This window comes from Roseospira marina, from assembly GCF_014197855.1.
In the GTDB taxonomy this organism is placed as follows: Bacteria; Pseudomonadota; Alphaproteobacteria; order Rhodospirillales; family Rhodospirillaceae; genus Rhodospira; species Rhodospira marina.
The window spans coordinates 205715-225357 of the sequence record NZ_JACIGJ010000002.1 but is presented as its reverse complement, the minus strand read 5'-3'; the positions used below and the strand labels follow the sequence as shown (position 1 = coordinate 225357).

General features: G+C 67.6%; 14 protein-coding genes and 2 tRNA genes. 10 read left to right on the top strand and 6 right to left on the bottom strand.

The features are described 5' to 3' along the window. Positions 1-52 precede the first annotated feature (52 nt). Positions 53-1459 carry a TolC family outer membrane protein gene (locus GGD82_RS03550; RefSeq protein WP_150060987.1) on the bottom strand — a complete coding sequence of 469 codons (1407 nt, stop codon included), beginning with the start codon at positions 1457-1459 and terminating at the stop codon, positions 53-55. Between the two features lie 598 nt (positions 1460-2057). Then, positions 2058-2735, bottom strand: coding sequence for a protein-L-isoaspartate O-methyltransferase family protein (locus GGD82_RS03545; protein WP_246163700.1), 678 nt, complete (start codon positions 2733-2735; stop codon positions 2058-2060). A gap of 253 nt (positions 2736-2988) precedes the next feature. Here GGD82_RS03545 and GGD82_RS03540 point away from each other — a divergent pair. From GGD82_RS03540 to GGD82_RS03530, 3 genes are all read left to right on the top strand, one after another. Next, positions 2989-3062 (top strand) — tRNA-Cys (locus tag GGD82_RS03540). Between the two features lie 40 nt (positions 3063-3102). Continuing rightward, a tRNA-Asn gene (locus tag GGD82_RS03535) sits at positions 3103-3177 on the top strand. 321 nt (positions 3178-3498) lie between these two features. Then, positions 3499-7143, top strand: a complete 3645-nt coding sequence (locus GGD82_RS03530; RefSeq protein WP_150060988.1) for a hybrid sensor histidine kinase/response regulator — start codon at positions 3499-3501, stop codon at positions 7141-7143. Between the two features lie 69 nt (positions 7144-7212). On the opposite strand, the gene GGD82_RS03525 is transcribed toward GGD82_RS03530, so the two are convergent. Beyond that, positions 7213-7398: a hypothetical protein gene (locus GGD82_RS03525; protein WP_150060989.1), complete on the bottom strand. Its 186-nt coding sequence runs from the start codon at positions 7396-7398 to the stop codon at positions 7213-7215. Between the two features lie 389 nt (positions 7399-7787). Here GGD82_RS03525 and GGD82_RS03520 point away from each other — a divergent pair, with 389 nt between their 5' ends. The 3 genes from GGD82_RS03520 to GGD82_RS03510 all read left to right on the top strand — a co-directional run bounded on the left by GGD82_RS03520 (position 7788) and on the right by GGD82_RS03510 (position 11286). Next, entirely contained in the window at positions 7788-8861 is a 1074-nt protein-coding gene (locus GGD82_RS03520; RefSeq protein ID WP_150060990.1) for an EAL domain-containing protein, read from the top strand. A gap of 38 nt (positions 8862-8899) precedes the next feature. Then, complete coding sequence (locus tag GGD82_RS03515) at positions 8900-9565, top strand: glutathione S-transferase family protein (RefSeq protein WP_150060991.1); 666 nt, start codon at positions 8900-8902, stop codon at positions 9563-9565. A 110-nt stretch (positions 9566-9675) separates the two neighbouring features. Then, positions 9676-11286, top strand: a complete 1611-nt coding sequence (locus tag GGD82_RS03510) for a cobyric acid synthase (protein ID WP_150060992.1) — start codon at positions 9676-9678, stop codon at positions 11284-11286. Between the two features lie 8 nt (positions 11287-11294). Here GGD82_RS03510 and GGD82_RS03505 read toward each other — a convergent pair whose 3' ends face one another. Both GGD82_RS03505 and arsC read right to left on the bottom strand, forming a co-directional pair. Next, on the bottom strand, positions 11295-12605 hold the full coding sequence (locus tag GGD82_RS03505; RefSeq protein WP_150060993.1) for a DUF2254 domain-containing protein: 1311 nt from the start codon (positions 12603-12605) through the stop codon (positions 11295-11297). Between the two features lie 171 nt (positions 12606-12776). Next, the gene (gene arsC / locus GGD82_RS03500; RefSeq protein ID WP_150060994.1) at positions 12777-13118 is read right to left on the bottom strand and encodes an arsenate reductase (glutaredoxin); all 342 of its coding nucleotides are present in this window, start codon (positions 13116-13118) and stop codon (positions 12777-12779) included. Between the two features lie 87 nt (positions 13119-13205). Between arsC and GGD82_RS21335 the strand changes: the two genes are divergently transcribed. Continuing rightward, positions 13206-15989 (top strand): mechanosensitive ion channel domain-containing protein, encoded by a 2784-nt coding sequence (locus tag GGD82_RS21335; RefSeq protein ID WP_184013224.1) that lies wholly within the window; start codon positions 13206-13208, stop codon positions 15987-15989. A gap of 75 nt (positions 15990-16064) precedes the next feature. Here the strand turns inward: GGD82_RS21335 and GGD82_RS03490 are convergent, their stop codons facing one another. Further along, complete coding sequence (locus tag GGD82_RS03490; protein WP_246163701.1) at positions 16065-16541, bottom strand: TspO/MBR family protein; 477 nt, start codon at positions 16539-16541, stop codon at positions 16065-16067. A 216-nt stretch (positions 16542-16757) separates the two neighbouring features. Between GGD82_RS03490 and GGD82_RS03485 the strand changes: the two genes are divergently transcribed. The 3 genes from GGD82_RS03485 (at position 16758) to ubiV (ending at position 19440) form a co-directional block, all read left to right on the top strand. Next, positions 16758-17411: an SCP2 sterol-binding domain-containing protein gene (locus tag GGD82_RS03485; protein WP_150060996.1), complete on the top strand. Its 654-nt coding sequence runs from the start codon at positions 16758-16760 to the stop codon at positions 17409-17411. A 22-nt stretch (positions 17412-17433) separates the two neighbouring features. Next, the gene (gene ubiU / locus GGD82_RS03480) at positions 17434-18420 is read left to right on the top strand and encodes a ubiquinone anaerobic biosynthesis protein UbiU (protein ID WP_246163702.1); all 987 of its coding nucleotides are present in this window, start codon (positions 17434-17436) and stop codon (positions 18418-18420) included. Positions 18421-18516: 96 nt separating this feature from the next. Then, the gene (gene ubiV, locus GGD82_RS03475; protein ID WP_150060997.1) at positions 18517-19440 is read left to right on the top strand and encodes a ubiquinone anaerobic biosynthesis protein UbiV; all 924 of its coding nucleotides are present in this window, start codon (positions 18517-18519) and stop codon (positions 19438-19440) included. Positions 19441-19643: the final 203 nt, after the last annotated feature.

Sequence of the window (19643 nt, the reverse complement as noted above, 5' to 3'; positions counted from 1 at the left end):
ATGTCACACTTTCGCAACCGTGGTCCACCGGTCCGGGGTTGCGTCGTCGCACTCAATCTTCGGTCCCCAGCGCCGCGTCGGCATCGGCGGCATCGGTGCCCCCGAACCACTGGTCACGAACGTTTTCATAATTCTCGATCGGGTCGTACAGCGACACCGGCAGATTGAGGTCCGCCGCGGTCATACCGCCGACGCTGGCCAGAAGATTGAAGCCGGCCACCAGTTCGTCGCGCTGCGCTCGGACCAGATTGACCCGGGCGTTCAGCAGTTCCTGCTCCGCGTCCAGCACATCCAGCACGGTGCGCGCGCCCACCTGGGCTTCCCGCCGCACGCCTTCCAGTGCGATTTCGGCGGCATCAATCTGATCCTCGAGGGATTCGATGCTCGCGGTCGTCGCGGTCATCTGTTCCCACGCCTGCTGGGTCCGTTCCCGTACGTCCGTGCGGGCATCGTCCAGTTGCAGGCGGGCCTGACCCGCGGAATGCTTGGCCTGTCTTAGCTGGGCGTAGACGCCCCCGCCCTGGTAGATCGGAACGGTCACGTTGATCGACGCAGCCAGGGTCTCCTGTTCGGAGTTCTCGATGTTGCCCTGATCCCAACCGTACAGATACGTCCCTTGCAGGCTCACCTCCGGCAGGAGCAGACCACGCTGATTGCGAATCTCATCCTGGGCGGCCTTCCAGGAATACTCGGCCGCGATGACATTCGGGTTGGAGACCAGGGCGCGCTCGATGGCGTTGTCGAGGGTGACCGGCAGATTCGGCACCACCGGCGGGGGATCCAGCTCGCCCGGCATCACACCCGTGACCCGCAGGAAATTGGCCCGTGAGATCTCCAGCGAGGCCATGGCGTCGGCGGTGTCGGCATGGGCGCCGGACAAGCGTGCTTCTGCCTGCGCCACGTCCGTGCGGGTGATTTCCCCGACGCGGAACCGGTCCTGCGTCGCCTCGAGCTGTCGCCCGAGGACATCTTCGTTGTTGCGGTTCAGGTCGACCACCGCGTGGTCGCGCACCACGTTCAGATAGGCAACGGCGGTGTCCAGAAGCACCTGCTGCTCGACCGAGGTCAGGTTAGCGCGCTCCGCCAGAACATTGTTCTCGGCCTGATCGACCTGGGCAAAGGTGCGGAAGCCCGAAAAAATCGGCTGCGTCACGCTGAGCGTCACCGAGGACGGGTTGGTGTTCGTCGTGTCGAACCGGCTCGTGCCCAGGTCGCGCGTGGTCTGTTGCCACCCGGTTTCGCCGCTGACCTGGACGGAAGGGCGCCAGCCGGACTTGGCCAAAGGCACCCCCTGATCCACGGCCCGCAATTGAGCGCGACGAGCCTGAAGCGAGGGGTTGTTGAGATAGGCGGAAGCCAGGGCCTCCTCCAGGGACTGGGCCCGGGCATCCGTCCAGGATGCGAAACAAACCACAGAGGCGACGGCCGCAGCCGAAGCCAGAAGACTGAGACGTTTCATACCGGGTGCAGCGCTCCTGAAAGAACTGGGGCCGAGCGGGTGGCGCTCACGCCACGTACCGCCCATGCTCGTCGCGGGGTGTCGTCCTTCGGCGGCGCGATCGGTCACGTCATCGGGGGCGAAGTCCAACCGAGCCCGACGGCGACACGAGACCGCAAGCCGACTCCGGTTCACGATTCCCGCTGATTTGGGACCCGACAGTAGCGGCCCGACTATCCCGCCGCAATCCGCACGTCACATCGGGCCGATCCCTCGGCGCAGCCGTGGCCAGCGTGCCACGCAAAGCCATAGAGCCGACAGGGCCATTTTCGTCGCGAAACCGCAGGCTAGGACAGCGATTCGTAACCAAAACGACACGTTGTAGGAGAATGCTAACACGAAGTGTGAAAGGGGAAAATACCCTAGCGCATGCAGGAGGCTCCGCGGTGCGGTGTGTCCGTTCGACCGCAGGTCCGGGGCGGGCCGCACCCGCGTGTATGTGCGTCTCGTCCCACCCCCTTTTAAAGGGCAAGGCCCAAGGGAAAATCTCGCGCCTCCCGCAAACGGGCACCGCCTGGCGTTGCCCGCGGACGATAAAAAAAAGCCTGCCTTCAGTGCGTTAGAAAACGAACTGGGGCTCCTGGATGAAACCGGGCAGGGCCGGGGTCGCCGCGTCGAAGAGGATCCGCTGCCCGAAGGCGTTCCCATGCCGTTCGATCACGGTCAGCTTGCTGCTCCAGCCGCCATCCCCGAGCACGGCGACCAGGCGCCCGCCGTCCGCGAGCTGTGCCCGCAGCGCTTCTGGAACGCTGGGCACGGCCCCATTCAGCATGATGACGTCGTAAGGCGCCTGCTGCGGGTACCCTTCGATCAGGGGGCCGCCAACGACGACTGCGTTGTCGAGGCTGAGGTCCGTCAAGGTTCGCGAGGCGCGAATTACCAAGTCCTGGTCGGACTCCAGCGCGACAACGGTGCTCGCGATGTGGGCCAGCACGGCCGACGAGTACCCGGTGGCGCAGCCAACATCGAGCACGATGTCCGTGGATTGGACCGCCGCCGCCTGGATCAGGCGCGCCACAACGAGCGGCTCCATCAGGTATCGGTCGTCGTCGAGCGCGATGTCCTCGTCGACATACGCAATGCCGCGCAGGGCCTTCGGGACGAACAGCTCGCGCGGAACGCGCTCCAGGGCGGTCAGCACCGCGGGATCGGTGACCCGGTTCGCGCGGATCTGATTCTCGACCATGTTGAAGCGGGCTTTTTCGAAGTCCATCGGAGCCTCTCGCCAATCAGCCATGCTCCGAGCTTATAGCGGGCCCCTGATGGCGAGACAATCCCGACGACGGAGTCCGGACCACCTTAGGGAGAGGAATTTCAGGGGGAGAGCCGCCTTCGTGGCGCGCGAACGCGGTCCATGGTCCGGTCACGAGGTCGCAAAAAGAAGTTGCACAAAAGAGTGTGACGGACGCTTGACCGGCCTGCGGTGTGTGGCTATAAAGCCGGCCTTCCGACGACGCGGCCCGCTTCGCAAGGTCGTGTCGGACCCTCGGGGCCGGGTGGCAGAGTGGTCATGCAGGGGACTGCAAATCCCCGTACGTCGGTTCGATTCCGGCCCCGGCCTCCACGCACGGCGCGTCAGTGACCGTGCGACGTACGATGGTTGATCCGGCGTAGCTCAACGGTAGAGCATGCGGCTGTTAACCGCAGGGTTGTAGGTTCGAATCCTACCGCCGGAGCCATCCAGACGGGCCCTACCGAAATACGGTGGCCCGCCTTGACGGGTTCGTCCCGTGTCCTCTTCCTCCCGATCCTACTCCGTGCCGCGACACAGGCCGGTCTGAGACAAGGGCCGTGACCCTGGCCGTGTCTGGGCGACCGTCCGGTCGGATTCGGAGGTCTTTTTCCCAGCCGAAGACGAAAAGCGAAGAAGGCGGAAAACGAACAGGCGAGTCGGTCCATCGCCCGTCCGTCTGAAGGGGAGCGCGCCATCGCGACGCGTGTCTTTCCGTATCCGTCGCGTGGCGGTATCCTGCCCCCCGTCGGTCAGGGAGAACGCCGTGATGTCCAGTGCACGCGCCGATGGTGAGTCGTTCGCTGCGCCCGCACGGGCATCGCGCGAACCGAAAGCCGAGCCCCACACCACGACGGCGGACCGGGATGTCGATGTCCTCACGCCTCTCGACGGACTTCCAGACCACGCGCTCTCCCTACTCAACGATCTGGGCGAGGCCGTTATCGTGCATGATCGCGAGGGGCAGGTCCGCGCCGTTACCGACGCTGCGTGCCACAGCCTTGGGTACACTCGCGACGAGTTAATGTGCTGTTCGCTGGTGGAGATTGAGGTAACGCGGACGGCCGCCCCGGTGGCGGAAGCGTGCGACCAGATGCGGCGAACCGGTGCAACCCAACACTATACCGGTATCCATCGGCACAAGGACGGGTCTTTGCGGACGGTGGAGATTCGCGCCCGCGTCCTCAACCGAACGGAAGGTGATCTGTTTTTGACCGTGGCGCGGGACGTGAGCGCCCCTCCGCTGGCGGACTCGGATCCGCGGGAGAACGAGGCGCATCTGCGTTCGCTGATCGAGCGCAGTCCCTTTGGCATTGCGGTGACGCGGATGCGGGGTGAGGCGGTTATGGTGAACCGGCGCCTGGCGGAGCTGCTGGGGCGCGCACCCGATGACCTTCAAGGCTTGAACATCCACGATCTGTATGTCGATCCGGCGGATCGTGAGCGCCTGCTGGAGATCTTCGCGCTCCGTAATCGTGTGCAGGACCATGAGGTTCGCTTGTGGGCGCGGGATCCGGACACTGGCGATCGACGGCCGATGTGGTTCCAGATCGCGTGGCAGCCGACGCGCTTCGAGGGCCAGGACGCCATCGTCAGTTGGTACCAGAACGTCGATCATCGGTATCGTGCGGACGAGGCGATGCGCGGCCTGCACGATGAGCTTCAGTACCGCATTGAGGAACGCACCCGCGAACTGGGGGTCGAGATCACCGAGCGAAAGTACGCCGAGGAGGCGTTGAAGGAGGCGAACGACTTTCTGGAACAGAAGGTCGCCGAGCGCACCCTGTACCTTCAGCGTGAGATCGAACAGCGTCAGCGCGCGGAGAAGGAGCGCGAAAAGACGGAAATGGAGCTTCTCGATATCATCGAGACCGCGCCCATCGCCGTCGGCATCGCGGACCAGGGCGGCCGTTTCCTGTTCTGGAACCCGCTGTTTTTCAAGCTGGGGCGCCAGTTCTCGGAGCCAAGCGGCAAGATCAGTTTCGGCCTCAACTTCACCACCCCGGACCTAATGACCGCGCTTCAGGGGCGTGTCATGGCGGGGGAGCGGGTGGAGCACGAAGACGTCAGCCTGCGCACGGGCGATGACGAACTACGCTGGGTGCTTGTGTCCGTGCGACGCCTGACCTTCGAGGGGCAGGCGGCGTTTCTGACCTGGGTCTTTGACATCACCGACATGAAGGAGCAGGCCGAGGCCCTGGAAGATGCCCGGCAGGCGGCCGAAGACAGCGCGCGCGCCAAATCGGCGTTCCTGGCCACCATGAGCCACGAGATCCGCACCCCCATGAACGGGGTCATCACCATGGCGGAGATGCTCGGCCAGTCGCGGCTGGATCGGGACCAGCGGCACATGCTGGGCGTGGTGATCGAGTCCGCGGGCGCGTTGCTGTCGATCATCGACGAGATCCTGGACTTTTCGAAGATCGAAGCGGGGCGGGTGACCCTGGAGTCGGCCAGCCTGTCCCTTGGCCAACTGGTCGAGCGGGTCGCCGATCTGCTGGCGCCCCGCGCCGAGCAGAAAGGGCTGGATCTGCTGTGTTGGAGCGATCCGGATCTGCCGGATCACGTGGCCGGTGATCTGAACCGCCTACGTCAGATCCTGGTCAATCTGGCCGGTAACGCCATCAAGTTCACCGAGCGCGGGCATGTCGTCGTCTCCGTCAGCCCGGCGCAGGCCGCCGACGCCGAGCGGCTCGGCCAGTCAGAAACCGGCTGGGTGCGGTTCGCGGTCACCGACACCGGAATCGGCCTGACGGAAGAGCAGATCGCGCACCTGTTTCAGCCCTTCACCCAGGCCGACAGTTCAACCCAGCGGCGGTTTGGGGGCACCGGCCTCGGCTTGTCCATCAGCCGGACTCTCGTGACTCTGATGGGCGGCCGTATTGGCGTGGACAGCGCGGCGGGAGAGGGGGCGCAGTTCTGGTTCGAGGTTCCGTTGCGCGGGATGCCTGAACGGCGGGACCGGGAGCCCTCTGATATCCTGGGCGCGCGCGTCCTGGTGATCAGCGATGCGGAATCCTCGCGTGCGCGTCTGGAGGCGGTGTTGTCGTGGGGCGGCGCGGAGCCGGTTCTGGCCGGCGATCTCGACGCGGCCAAGGGGGCGCTGATGCACGCGCTCGTCGAGGCTCGGCCGTTCGACGCGGTGATCCTTGATCGCCGGGTCAACAAGGGACCCGGGTCCCGGTATGTCGATGATGTCCTGAGGTTGGGTGGGTCGCCATCGCCTCCGGTCCTGGTCGTGGTGGCGCGCGGCAGTCAGGCCACCAGCCTCGTGGCGGAACGCGATGGTGTGGCCGGGGTGATCGGATGGCCCCTGCATCGGCTTGAGGTGGCCTTTACCCTGTCGATCGCCCTGGGGCGTACGCCGCCCGATGCCGTATGCCCCTGGCGGCGGCGCCAGTCCGATCGACCGGTTGGCGGGGGTGTCGGCCACTATACCCCCCCTCCCCGCGACGTGGCGGAGACGGCCGGCTGCCTGATTCTGGTCGCGGAGGACAACGCGACCAATCAGACGGTGATCCGCATGCTGATGGCGCGTTTGGGCCTGGTGGCGGATGTGGCGGCGGATGGGCGGGAGGCGCTCTCTCTGTTCGAGACCCGACGCTACGGCCTCGTCGTGACCGATTGCCACATGCCGGACATGGACGGCTATGAACTGACGGAGCGAATACGGGCACAGGAGGCGGGGGGCACCGATGCGGCGCACACGCCCATCGTGGCGTTGACGGCGGACGCCATCGCCGGCACCGCGAAGTACTGCCTGGATCGCGGCATGGATGACTACCTGACCAAGCCGGTCGCGGTGGCCGATCTTGAGGCCGTGGTGGTCCGCTGGCTGCCCCGCGCCCTGGAGCTGCGCCGGCCTCGTCCCACCGGACCGGCGCCCCTAGGGGGCGACAATCAGGTCGATTGGACCCGGCCCGACGGGACCCTGGGTGACGGGGCCATGTGGGACAGAAGGGACGGGGGCCCGCGCGTTGGGGCCGTGTTCGAGGACCCGAGCGACTCCGAGCCGTCTGATGACTCCATGCCGTCCGAGCCCGTTTCGGCCGAGAACCGGGCGTTCGAGGTCCCGGGGGCGGACCAACCGGTCTTGGATACGACCTACCTACGTGACCTCGTCGGCGGTGACGAGGCGACGCTCAAGACGCTGCTGCTGGAGTTCCTCACCTCAACGGAGGCGGATGTGGCGGAGGCTGTCGCGGCCTTCGCTGACGGCCGCCTGGATGCCGCGCGCAAGGCGGCGCATACCGTGTCCGGCGCGGCGCGCTCGGCCGGAGCCCTGCGGCTTGGTGCGATGTGCCGGGCCATCGATACGGCCTTGCTGGAGGGCGATACGGAAACACCCCGTGCCATCGTGCCAGGTCTTCCGTCGGCGTTCGACGAGGCCGCGGCGGCCATTCAGGCGCTGTAAGCGGCAGCGTTCGGGCGCACGGCGACCCGCCACGCCTAACGACCCGTCACGCCTAACGACATGGCTGGGTCAGGAGACGGGCTGGTCGTCCTCGACCCGACCGCCGGTCAGGATGACGGTGACGACCATCATCAGCGCGGTCAGGGCCAGCACCAGATAGATCACCCACCACTGCTGGAAAATGAAGATCGCCAGATAGCTGAGGAGCCCGGCTAGGGCGACGGCCATGATGAGGATCAGCTTGACGGTGACCATGGGGCTGCCTCTCCGGAATCGGGCGCGGGGGCGGTTCCGTTCGGATCCGGACTCCACGAACGGCCCATCGGTTCGGTTCCATGGGCACGACCGGGATCCAAGACCCGTAATCCGCCCGCATTCGCCGACCGATCGGCGAGGTGCGCGTTGGACGTATTCCGGATACCGGATCTGCGCGGATCTGTCCACCGCCGCCTCGGCGGGGCCGGCCTCGGTCGGGTCGCATCCGGGGCGTTTTCGGGAGGGACCGGCGGTATGCTATCGAGGGTTTGCGCGCGAACCGGACTCGGCGCATATGTCTGCAGTCGACCGGTGCTCACGCGAGGCCTTTGCGACGCCAGGCGGATCCCGCGCGTACGGTCGCGCCGGACGGGATAAGGAGAGGGATCATGACGGCCCAGGACTGCGCGCGGTGTGGCCGCGTGCCCGCCGCACCGACGGGGCAGGGGCGACTGTTCCTGTGGCCGCCGCTTGGGCACACCGCAGGCAAGCTGCGGCGGGCGCTGGCCGCGTCGCCGGCCCTCCGCCCGCCGGAGATGGTGGATGGCGCGCTGGTCATCCCGGTGGGAGACCGGGACCATTTGGCGCTGGCCCGTGTTCTGGAGGACGCGCTTACCCGGGCGGAATGCCAGGACACCCGGGCCCTGTTCCTGGCCGATGGCGAGCGCCCCGACCGGCGGCACCTGGGCGAGGTCGGGGCCCTGGAAACCTATGTGGCCCGCACGCGGGGGCACTGGCTGCTGGAGGTGATGGCGGCGGAACGGGTCACGATGCTGTTCCAGCCCATTTTTCACGTCGCGGAGCCGACGCGGGTCTTTGCCCATGAATGCCTGTTGCGCGGAGTGGATTCCGATGGCGGCTTGATCCCCCCCAAAGACATGTTCGACTTCGCGAGCCGGGCCGACCTGACCTTTCCCCTGGACCGGCTGGCCCGTATCGCGGCGGTGAAGACGGCGGCCGCCCGCCAGGTGCCGGGGCACATCTTCATCAATTTCACGCCCTCCGCGATTTACGACCCGGACTACTGCCTGCGCACGACCTTGGACGCCGTGGAGCAGACCGGCCTGGATCGGGGCCGGGTGGTGTTCGAGGTGATCGAGACGGACCGGATCGGTGATCCGGAGCATCTGGCCGGTGTCCTGCGCTACTACCGCGATGCGGGGTTCAAGGTGGCGTTGGACGATCTGGGCGGCGGGTATGGCAGCCTTGGCCTGCTGCCGAGCCTGCGACCGGATTTCGTCAAGCTCGACCGGGCGATCGTGGATGGCGTGCATGCCCACCCCGTGAAAGGGGTCGTGGTGCAGCGGCTGGTCGAGATGGCGCATGATCTGGACATCCAGGTCGTGGCGGAAGGCGTCGAGCAGGCGGAGGACCTCACGTGGCTCCAGGCCTGTGGCGCCGATTTCGTCCAAGGCTTTTTGTTGGCGGCCCCCGCGCCCGAACCCATCCGGCCCGGTGCCTGACAGCGATTCCGGTTTCTAGACGGAGAGGAACTGCTCCCATGTCCGATCTGACCCTGGTCCTCGGCAACAAAGCCTATTCGTCCTGGTCGCTGCGGCCCTGGCTGGCGCTGCGGGTGGCCGGCATTCCGTTCCATGAAGAGGTCATCGCCCTCGATCAGCCGGACACGCGGGAGCGCATCCTGCGTCATTCGCCGGCCGGGCGGGTGCCGGTGCTGCACGACGGCGCCGTGACCCTGTGGGAGTCGCTGGCGATCCTGGAGTACATCGCGGAGCGCCATCCGGAGGCGGGGCTGTGGCCGGACAGCCAGGCGTCGCGGGCCTTCGCCCGCGCGGTGACCAGTGAAATGCATGCCGGCTTCGCGCCCCTGCGCGCGGCGTTGCCCATGAACCTGCGGGAGGGCCGTCCAGGCCTCGCCCTGACGGCCGAGGTTCAGCGCGACGTGGATCGGGTGTGTGCGCTGTGGCGGGATTGCCGCTCGCACCATCGGGCGGGCGGGCCGTTCCTGTTCGGGCGGTTCACGAACGCCGATGCCATGTTCGCCCCTGTGGCGACGCGGTTCCGGACCTACGGCGTGCCGCTGGACGATCTGTGCGGGGCGTACGTGCAGGCCCTCTACGATCTCCCCGCCCTGCAGCAGTGGATAGCCGAGGCCCAGGCGGAGCCCTGGGTGATCGAGGCCGTGAGCGAGATCGGGAAACCCTGACAGGCGGCGGGGAGAAGCCCGGGAAAGTCCCTTCGGCGTGCGGCATTGATCCGGCCCGGGCGATGCGGCATGGTCCGCGGCACGTTGTTCTCCCCGCTGGCCGGACACTCATGACTCACGATTCCCCGCGCGCACCTGCCAAGCCCCTTCCCAAGGCTCCCGAGCTTCCCGACGATCTGCCGATCCCACAGCCGCCGCCCGGTGCGACCAAACGCGCCCGGGCGCTGATGATCCAGGGTACCAGCTCGGATGTGGGCAAGAGCCTGCTGGTCGCCGGCCTGTGCCGGGCCTACCAGCGGCGCGGTCTGGCCGTGCGGCCGTTCAAGGCCCAGAACATGAGCAACAACGCGGCGGTCGCGGTCGACAGCGACGCGCCGCCCAATCCGGACGGCACCTATCCGCACGGCGAGATCGGGCGCGCTCAGGCGCTGCAGGCGCGGGCCTGCCGTATGCCGCCGTCCATCGACATGAACCCCGTTCTGCTGAAGCCGCAAACCGAGATCGGGGCGCAGGTGGTGCTGCGCGGCCGGGTGCTCGGCAACTGCCCGGCGCGCGTCTATCACAAGATGCGCCACGCCCTGATGCCCTCCGTGCTGGGCAGCCTGGAGCGGTTGCGCGCCGACGCCGACCTCGTGATCGTCGAGGGGGCCGGGTCCGGCGCCGAGGTCTACCTGCGGGATTCCGACATCACCAACATGCGGCTGGCGGAGAAGGCGGACCTGCCGGTGGTGTTCCTGTCCGACATCGACCGGGGGGGCACCATGGGGGCGCTGGTCGGCTCGCACGCCCTGTTGCGGCCGGAGGACAACGCCCGCGTCAAAGGCTATCTCATCAACAAGTTCCGGGGTGACTTCACCATCTTCGAACCGGCCTGCGAGACCATCACGGCCCACACCGGCTGGCCGTTCCTGGGAGTGGTGCGCTGGTTCGAGGGCGGGGCCCGGCTGCCGGCCGAGGATTCGCTGGCGCTGGAACGCCCCGCCGAACCGGGCGCGGGCAACCTGCGCATCGCCGTGCCGCGCCTGTCGCGCATCGCCAATTTCGACGACATCGATCCGCTGGCGGCTGAGCCGGGCGTGTCGGTCTCCTGGGTGCAGCCGGGCTCCCCGATTCCCAAGGACACCGACGTCGTCATCCTGCCGGGGTCCAAGGCCACCCGCTCCGACCTGGATGTGATGCGCCGCGAGGGCTGGGACGTCGATATCCTGGCCCATGTGCGCCAGGGCGGTCAGGTGGTGGGGCTGTGCGCCGGCTACCAGATGCTCGGCCGCGTGGTCCGGGACCCGCAGGGGATCGAGGGACCGCCCGGGGAGACCCCGGGGCTTGGGTTGCTCGATATCGAAACCGAGATCGGCGGCGACAAGCGGCTGATCGATCTTGCCCTGAACGACGCGAACAGCGGGTGCCCGATCACCGGCTACGAAATGCACATGGGCCGCACCACCGGCGCCGGGCTGGAGCGGCCGTGGCTGCGCCTGTCGGACACGCCCGGCGGCCCGGTCCGCGAGGAGGGGGCCGTCTCCGCCGATGGGTGTGTCATGGGGGCCTACATCCACGGCCTATTCGGCGGCGATGCCTTCCGCGCGCACTGGATCGCCCGGATGGGCGGCGAGGCCGCGCGCCTGAATTACGAGGGACGGGTCGAGCAGACGCTGGATGAGCTGGCCGCCCACCTCGAAAGCCACCTGGACCTCGACGCGCTGCTCGCGCTGGCGACCTGACTCCAGGGTCAGTCGTTCCCCCAGTGCCGGGCCAGCGTGGTGCGGGCGGTGCGGATCGCCTCGGCCAACTCCTGCCGGTCGTCGCGGTTCTTGACCTCCCGCCGGGCGTCGTCCGCGATCAGCCGCAGGTGCCGCTGCAACAGCGGTGCGTGGCGGGCCCGGCAGACCCGGGCCATCCGGTTGATCGCCTCGACTAGCCTTAGGGTCACCAGCATGTTGCCAGCGGAGGCCCGGCGCAGCGGATGCAGCGCGGCGCCCAGGATGTCCTTCATGCTGATGACGTCGAGCCAGACGCGCGCTGTCTCGTCCGAATCGCGCATCAGGGAGGACGGCGCCCCCCGTTGGAGCAGGCGCGCGAGGGAGGCCGAGGTGTGGTCGATGGCACTGATGGCGGTGTAGGCGTCGTTGATGCCGGGGGACAGGGCGCGCAGGGCGATCTCAATGTTCAAGTGCACGGTGAAGCGGATGTCGCCGGAGGGCGACCGGGCGTCATGCAGTACAACGGCTTCGCGGATGGTCGCATCGGCGTCGTCGAAGGCGGCGCCGTAGACGCGCGCCAGGGGTTCGCCCTCGATGACGAACCGCCCCGGGCACGCGATGACCTCGATGAAGCCCTCGTGGCGGGTGGCGAGGTCGAGCAGCCGTTCACCGTTGACCGCGATCACGTACCCGGACTGTGCGGACAGCACCGGACGGCCGTCCCCGGAGGGCTTGGTATCCTGCTCTTCCGGATCGGCGCGCGGTTCGGCCGCCAGCAGGCTGTCGATCGCCGCACGCAGGGATCGCTGGGTGCGGCCGATTTCATTGTCGACCATCACCCGCCGCGCCACGTCGTTGACGAAGTAGAGGACGGCGAAAAAGCTGACCGCCGCCAGAACGATGGCCAGGGCGACCGTCAGGCGCGGAACCTCGTCCTGGCCGACGATGTACAGGACGAACAGGCTGTACAGAAACGTGGCCCCCAGCAGGCCGAGCGTGACCTGATTCGACCGGTTATCCGCGAAGGTCTCCAGCAGTCGTGGCGCGATGTTCCCCGCCGCCAGGGTGAACACCACCAGGGTGATGGAGTAGACGAGGCTGATGACGGTCATCATCGCGCCGGCGATGGTGGCCAGCACCGTGCGCGCGCCCTCGGCCTGGATGCGCATGAAATCGAGGGCCTGGAAGATGTCCGCCGTCGGCGCCAGCCGGTCGAGCCAGACGCCGCCCAGGGCGAGCAGAACGCCTCCGAACGCCAGCAGTCCCGGAAGGACCAGGAAGCCGCGAAACAGCCGGCGCAGGGAATAGAGGAGCGAGGACTTCAGGAGGCGGACGGCCATTCCGACGGGGCCCTTCAAGCCGATATACACGCGCACATAGGTCTGGATGGGCGCCGACAGCGGCCAGTGTAGGGCCGGAACATTGGGCGGAACAGCCTTAAACCGACACGCGCGTCAAACCGACACGCGCGTCGCGTGGGCGCTGGCCCCGGTGGGGGCCATGGGGCCCGGTTACAGAATCTCGAGAACGGCCTCTGGCGGCCGCCCCAGCCGGGCCCGTCCGTTCGCCACCACGATCGGCCGTTCGATGACGATCGGGTGGGCGATCATGCCGGCGATCAGGGCCTCATCATTCAGGTCTGGATCGGCCAGTCCGGCCTCCCGAGCCTCTTTCTTGCGCATCAGGTCGCGCGGCGCCATCTTCAGCAGCTGCAACAGGCGTCGCACCGTATCGGCGTCCGGCGGCGCGTCCAGGTACGGAACAACTTCGGGTTCAATGCCCCGATCCCGCAAGAGCGACAGGGTTGCGCGGGACTTGCTGCATCGGGGATTGTGATACATCACGACGGTCATTCATTCCCTCCCGCTTCGGCCGTGCCCACAGTCCCGAGGGGACACGGACCCAATTACCTTCAGTTCACATACGCGGAGATGCGCACCGTGACAACGCCTGCCCCCCGTCGCCGAATCTCTACGGGACGTCTGGTCGCGCTGTTGGGTCTCCTTTGTCTGCTCGCGGGGTTGAGCGGCGTGTTTGGGGGCATGGCCCACGCCCAGTCGCGGGCGTTGTCGCCGGAAGCCCAGCAGGCGCTGGAAACGATGATCGAGTCCCGGACGGAGGCCGCTGCGCGGGCCGCCGAATCCGGGACCACCGAGACGGCCGCGCCGGGAGATTCGGCTGTTGGGGCGTCGGAGGCCTCCGGCGCCAGCGGATCCGAAGCCGAGAGGGCCGCCGGCAGTCCTGCGGACGGGGCCGCTGCCGCGCCGGCCCCGACCACGGCGGCGCCGCCCTCCGCCTCGGTGCCGGACAACGTGGCTGGCCTGCTGGCCGCCCTGCGCAATCCCGAGACTCGGGCGGCCCTGGTCGACCTGTTGCGGGCGACCGAGCCGGGGGTGGCCTCACCCTCGGGCAGCCAAGGCGAGGGCGCATCCGCGTCGTCCGGGTCTCCGCCCGCGTCTTCATCCGGGTCCGCCTCCAGCTCCTCGGCGGGGCTTTCGGGCCTTGCCGCGGCGGCCGTTGGCAGCGCCACCCCGGAGGCCCCGGCCGGAGCCGGGGAATCGGCGCCGGCCTCGGGCGCCACGGACTCGTCCGGCGATGGCGGAGAGGGCGAGTCCGTCCTGCCCATTCCGGCCCCTGATATCACGGCGCTGACCAACCTGTTCCACGATCTGTACGAGGATGTGGTCTGGACCAGCGGAATCACGACCCAGGTTCCGGAGATCTGGAACTGGATCCGGCTGCAATTCGACGACACGCAGCGGGACGTCTGGCTGCATCTAAGTTGGCAAATCGCTCTGGTGGTCCTGGCGGGTGTAGTGACCGCCGTTCTGATCCGGTTCATGCTGATCGGCGCCATTCGACGCCTGCAAGAAAAGGCGGCCGAGACATCCGGGACGCGCCGGTTGATCCTTTTGGTCACCCGGTTGGTGTTGTCGCTGCTGCCGATCGGCGTGTTCGCGGTCACGGCCCAGGCCACCATGCCGGTGATCGATGCGACCTGGCGGACGGAACTGGTGGCCGCTGTCGTGGTGACGACCATGGTGATCCTGCGCGCCGTCGATCTGGTGCTGGGCGCCCTGCTGTCTCCGGGGGACGCTTCGCTCCGCCTGATGCCGGCGTCGGACGAGACGGCCACCATCCTGACGCGGGGCCTGCGCCGGATCGGCATGGCTCTCGTGCTCGGGTATCTGCTGGTGGAGGTGTCGCGGCTGCTCGGCATGCCGCACGGCGGCCGGATGCTTCTGGTGCATCTGGCCGGGTTGGTGGTCCTTGTGTTGAGCATCCGGACGCTGATCGCTCTGCGGGCCATCGTTAAGGCGCACATCCGCCGCATCAATGTGCGCGGGGGCGCGTCCTCGGCCTGGATCGGTGGGCTGCTGCGCGGGTTGGCTGACATTTGGCACATCCTGGCCACGGCGTATGCCATCGGCATTTTCTTCGCGTGGGTGGTCGATACCGAGCGTTGGTTCGCCTTGGCCGGCTTGGCCACGCTGAAGACCGTCGTGGTGTTCTTCCTCGGGCTGGTCGTGTTCGGCTGGGTGCAGAAGGTGCGCGACGCCAGCATGATGCGGCTGCACGGTGCGGGGCGGTTGGATCGGGGCGCCCGGGAGCGCGGCCGGCGTTATATCGGCCTGACGACCTCTGCGGTGCGGGTTCTGGTCGGGCTGATCGCCCTGGCCTTGATTCTCGACGCCTGGCATCTGGGTGCCCTGTCCTGGCTGCTGGACGGCGGCGGCAAGCGTTTCGTCACCATGGCGTTGAATCTGGCGCTCGTCCTAGCGGTGGCGGTGGCCCTGTGGGAGGGCGTCAATCACATGATCCTGCGCTACCTGTCCTCGACGGATGCGCAAGGCAAGCTGGTCGAGCGCGGTCAGCGGGAGCGCACGCTGCTGCCCCTGTTGCGCAACGTGCTGACGGTGTTCCTGGTGGTGGTGGCGTCGCTGATCGTGCTGTCGGAGATCGGGGTGGACATTGCACCCCTTCTGGCCGGTGCCGGTGTGATCGGTCTGGCCATCGGCTTCGGGTCGCAGAAGCTGGTTCAGGACGTCATCAGCGGCGTGTTCAACCTGCTGGAGGATACCATCGGCGTGGGGGACGTGGTGCAGGTCGGCAGTCATGCCGGGGTCGTCGAAGCCATGTCCATCCGCTCCATCCGTCTGCGCGATCTGTCCGGCAATCTGCACACCATTCCGTTCAGCGGTGTGGATACGGTCACGAACATGACCAAGGACTTCTCGTACTATCTGTTGGAGGTGGGAATCGCGTATCGGGAGAACACCGATTACGTGACCTCGATTCTGCACGAGATCGGTGCCGAGCTGCAGGCGGATGACGAATACGGCCCCAGTATTCTTGAGCCGCTGGAGGTGCTGGGCGTTGACGGGTTCAAGGATTCGGCCGTCATCATCAAGGCGCGTATCATGACCAAGCCGATCATGCAGTGGTGGGTCGGCCGCGAGTTCAACCGACGTATGAAGCACCGCTTCGACGCGCTGGGCATCGAGATCCCGTTCCCGCACACGACGCTGTACTTCGGCGTCGACAAGGAGGGCAACGCGCCACCAGCCCATCTGCATGTCGATCGTCTGGCCGCGATGGGACGCCACGCGACGGGGTCGGGCGGCCACCCGGTCGAGTCCGATCCGACCGTCGAGCCACCGCCGACGCCAAAGCCGGTGCACCTGCCGGACCCGGACGGCGACGGCCCCGGCGAGGGCCGGTAGGGGGCAATAGGGGGATCCGCCTCGCGCGCCGCCCACCCGTAGGGGGCACGCGCGAGGCACAAACCCGCTCCGTCGTCAGGCGCTCGTTCGATTCAGGCGCCAGACCGACAGGTTCAGGAAGCTCGCCACGGTGACCCACACCAGATACGGCATCAACAGAAGGCCGGCCCAGTAGTTGATCGGGAAGAACAGGACGGCCGTGGCCAGAACGGCGATCCACAGGGACACCACGACCAGATAGGCCAACCCCATGCGGCGCATGCCGAAGAACACCGGCGACCACAGGGCATTGAGCCCGAGCTGAACGGCGTAGACGACCAGCGGCACCGTCCCCTCGCCGGGCTGCGCGAAGCTCCACACCAGGAAGGCGGAGGCCGACATCAGCGCGTACAGGATCGCCCAGGCCAGAGGGAACAGCCAGTTCGGCGGTGTCCACCATGGCTTGCGCAAGGCGGCGTACCAATCGTCCGGGCGGTAGGCAGCGGCGGTCATCGCGGTGGCGAAGCTGGCCGACAGGATGACGGCGAGGGCAATCACGGAGGCAGAGTCCACGGCAACGGCTCCTTTTCGGCGGGAACGAACGGGTCCGTCTTACACCCACAGGACCGTCACCGCGACCCCTGCGCGTGGAGCCCCGTATCCGACTGTTGCACTGCACGCCTCTTGCCCCTCGGGGAAGACCCCAGTATTACTACGGCGCCCGTATCCGTCCGGGGGCGGTATGTTTCGTGTCGCACCGGACCGGCCGTCCTGCGCGCAAGGTGTATCATGTCCCAGTCCGTTCGAACGTTCTCCCCAGGCCTGTTGCTGGGCCTTCTGATCCGACCGATTCCGCTGTCTGCGCTGCGTGTCGTGGCCCGTCCCGTCATGGACGGGCTGATCGCGGACCTGGGACCGCGCCTCGGCGACCGGCTGTCGGGTCTCCAGGGGCGTCTCGCTATCGTGCCGACCGGGCATCCGGTGGCGGTCGTGCTCGATATCGACGATGGCGCGCTGGAACTGGACCTGATCGAGGCCGACACCCGTGAGGCCATGGGCGCGGTCGCCGCCGTGCGCGCGCCGTTGGAAACGCTGACGGCCATGCTTGACACCGAGGGCATGGACGGCGACGCCTCGTTCTTCGCCCGCGCGCTGACCATCGAGGGCGACACCAGTTTGGTCATGGCGCTGCGCTATGCGCTGGAAGACGCCGGCGCCGGGATCGACGATATCACCAACGCCATGCCCTGGCCGTTCGGCGCCGCGTTGCCGCACGCCATGCGGTTTGGTCAGCGCGTTCATGCGGCGGCCAGCCGCGATCTGGCGACCATCCAGGACGCCATTCTCGCGCCGGTCCGCACCGAGGTCGCCCGCCAGGACGCCCGCATGTCCCGCATGGAAAGTCAGATGCAGCGGACCCAGCGCCGCCGCGCCGCCAGTTAGCTCGAGTCGGAAAGGTCCCGCCATGAATGCCGTGCCCATGGAACTGGTCTGCCCCGCCGGTACGCCGGCCGCCCTTGATGCCGCCATCGAGGCCGGCGCCGATGCCGTGTACTTCGGGTTTCGGGACCGGACCAACGCGCGCAACTTCCCGGGCCTGAACTTCTCGCCGAAGGAATTGGCCGAGGGGATCGAGACCTGCAACGCGCGCGGCGCGCGCCCTATGATCGCCATCAACACGTACCCCGACGCCTCGGACGACTCGCTGTGGCGCCGCAACGTGGATATCTGCGCCGAGGCCGGCGCGGGCGCCGTGATCCTGTGCGACATGGGCCTGGCCGGCTATGCCACGAAGCGGCACCCGGATCTGCGGCTGCATCTGTCGGTGCAGGCCTCCGCGTCGAACGCGCCGTCGGTGCAATTCTACCGCGACGCCTTCAACATCCGCCGCGTCGTGCTGCCGCGCGTCATGACGGTGGAGCAGATCGCTGCGCTGACCGCTGCCGTGCCGGATGTCGAGACCGAGGTGTTCGTGTTCGGCGGCCTCTGCGTGATGGCGGAGGGCCGGTGCTCCATGTCCGGCTACGCCACCGGCATTTCGCCGAACAAGGACGGCGCGTGCTCCCCGGCCAGCCATGTGCGCTATGAGGAGCAGGGGGAGATCATGACCTCCCGGCTCGGCAACTTTACCCTGAACCGCTTCGGGGCGGGCGAGGCCGCGGGCTATCCCACGCCGTGCAAGGGCCGCTACCGCGTGCAGGGTCGCGAGATGCACCTGTTTGAGGACCCGTGCAGCCTGGACGCGACGTCGCTGCTGCCGGACTTCGCGCGGGCCGGTGTGACGGCGCTCAAGGTCGAGGGCCGTCAGCGTGGCAAGGCCTATGTGGCGCAGGTGGTCAAGAGTCTGAAGGCCGCCATCGCCGGCCAGACCGCGACCGACCCGACCGCCACCCGCCGCTTCATGGAGGCCGGGGGGGCGACCACCGGCGTCTACTCGGGCGCCTGGCACTAAGCCGGGGCGTTCTTCAACCGGCTTCGGACGCCACGTCCGAATGGGGGCGTCGGTTCCCCATTCTCTTTTTGACCCCGCGCCATCGGACACGTTGTGATGACCCAGCTTTCCGCCCGCCTCGCCCTTGGTCCGCTGCTGTACCATTGGTCCGCCGACCGCCGCCGCGCGCTGTATCAGGCGGTCGCTGCGGACGGCCCGTATGACACGGTGGTTCTGGGCGAGACCGTCTGCGCCAAGCGGGAAACCCCGCCGGTGATGGAGGCGATGGCGGAGGCCGAGGTGGCATTGAAGGCCGCCGGGCGCGCCGTGATCCGGCCGACGATCGGGCTCGCTGTCGCCGAGGAGGAGGTCACCGCGCTGGAGACCGTCGCCCGCACCGCCAACGCCGGCGCGCTGGTGGAGGCCAACGACGTCGGCGCGCTGGCGCTGCTGTCCGGACAGCCGCACCAAATCGGGCCGATGGTCAACGTCTACAACGAGGGCACCTTGACCGCCCTGGCGGAGCGCGGCGCGACCTGTGTGACCCTGCCTTGGGAACTGCCCATGGACAACGTGGTGGCCCTGGCGGGCACCGCGAAGCGTCTGGGCATCGACTGCGGTGTGACGGTGTTCGGCCGCGCTCCGCTGGCGATCTCGGCGCGCTGCTACCACGCCCGCGCCAACGGTCTGCACAAGGCCACCTGTCGCCTGATCTGCGAGCAGGATCCGGAGGGCCTGGAGGTCGAGACCCTGGACGGCGATCCGTTCATGGTCGTGAATGGCCTTCAGACGCAGGCGTTTGCGGTAACCCTGATCGTGCGCGAGATCCCCAAGTTGATCGAGGCCGGGGTCACGGTGCTGCGCGTTTCGCCGCTTGATATGGACATGGTGGCGGTCGGCAACGCCTATGCCGATCTTCTGGCGGGGCGCGCCAGCGTGGAGGAGGCGGAGGATCGCCTGCTCGATCTGCTGGAGGATCACGAGGTGGCCAACGGCTTCCTGCACAACGCCCCCGGCGCTGATTGGGTCGCGGCGGAGTAACCGTCCCTCATCGATTGGGCTGCCGGCTTTGCTGCGGTCCGTCTTACGCGCCACGCATGGGTGCTGCACCCCTGACGGCCCGCCGGGTTCTCCCCGCGCGGGCCGTTGTCGTGTGCGCCGGCCCTTCCGTGCACATTCGGATGGGCATGAGACCCAGCCCATCTCATTTTCTCATGTCACTCTGCCTTTTCTTGCGTTGCCGA

Excerpts from the sequence above, each read along its gene's own strand:
- GGD82_RS03550 (WP_150060987.1), bottom strand. The coding sequence starts at position 1,459 with ATGAAACGTCTCAGTCTTCTGGCTTCGGCTGCGGCCGTCGCCTCTGTG.
- GGD82_RS03485 (WP_150060996.1), top strand. The coding sequence starts at position 16,758 with ATGTCCCAGTCCGTTCGAACGTTCTCCCCAGGCCTGTTGCTGGGCCTT.
- GGD82_RS03520 (WP_150060990.1), top strand. The coding sequence starts at position 7,788 with ATGACGGCCCAGGACTGCGCGCGGTGTGGCCGCGTGCCCGCCGCACCG.
- GGD82_RS03525 (WP_150060989.1), bottom strand. The coding sequence starts at position 7,398 with ATGGTCACCGTCAAGCTGATCCTCATCATGGCCGTCGCCCTAGCCGGG.
- GGD82_RS03545 (WP_246163700.1), bottom strand. The coding sequence starts at position 2,735 with ATGGCTGATTGGCGAGAGGCTCCGATGGACTTCGAAAAAGCCCGCTTC.
- ubiV (WP_150060997.1), top strand. The coding sequence starts at position 18,517 with ATGACCCAGCTTTCCGCCCGCCTCGCCCTTGGTCCGCTGCTGTACCAT.
- arsC (WP_150060994.1), bottom strand. The coding sequence starts at position 13,118 with ATGACCGTCGTGATGTATCACAATCCCCGATGCAGCAAGTCCCGCGCA.
- GGD82_RS03515 (WP_150060991.1), top strand. The coding sequence starts at position 8,900 with ATGTCCGATCTGACCCTGGTCCTCGGCAACAAAGCCTATTCGTCCTGG.
- GGD82_RS03530 (WP_150060988.1), top strand. The coding sequence starts at position 3,499 with ATGTCCAGTGCACGCGCCGATGGTGAGTCGTTCGCTGCGCCCGCACGG.
- ubiU (WP_246163702.1), top strand. The coding sequence starts at position 17,434 with ATGAATGCCGTGCCCATGGAACTGGTCTGCCCCGCCGGTACGCCGGCC.
- GGD82_RS03510 (WP_150060992.1), top strand. The coding sequence starts at position 9,676 with ATGACTCACGATTCCCCGCGCGCACCTGCCAAGCCCCTTCCCAAGGCT.
- GGD82_RS03505 (WP_150060993.1), bottom strand. The coding sequence starts at position 12,605 with ATGGCCGTCCGCCTCCTGAAGTCCTCGCTCCTCTATTCCCTGCGCCGG.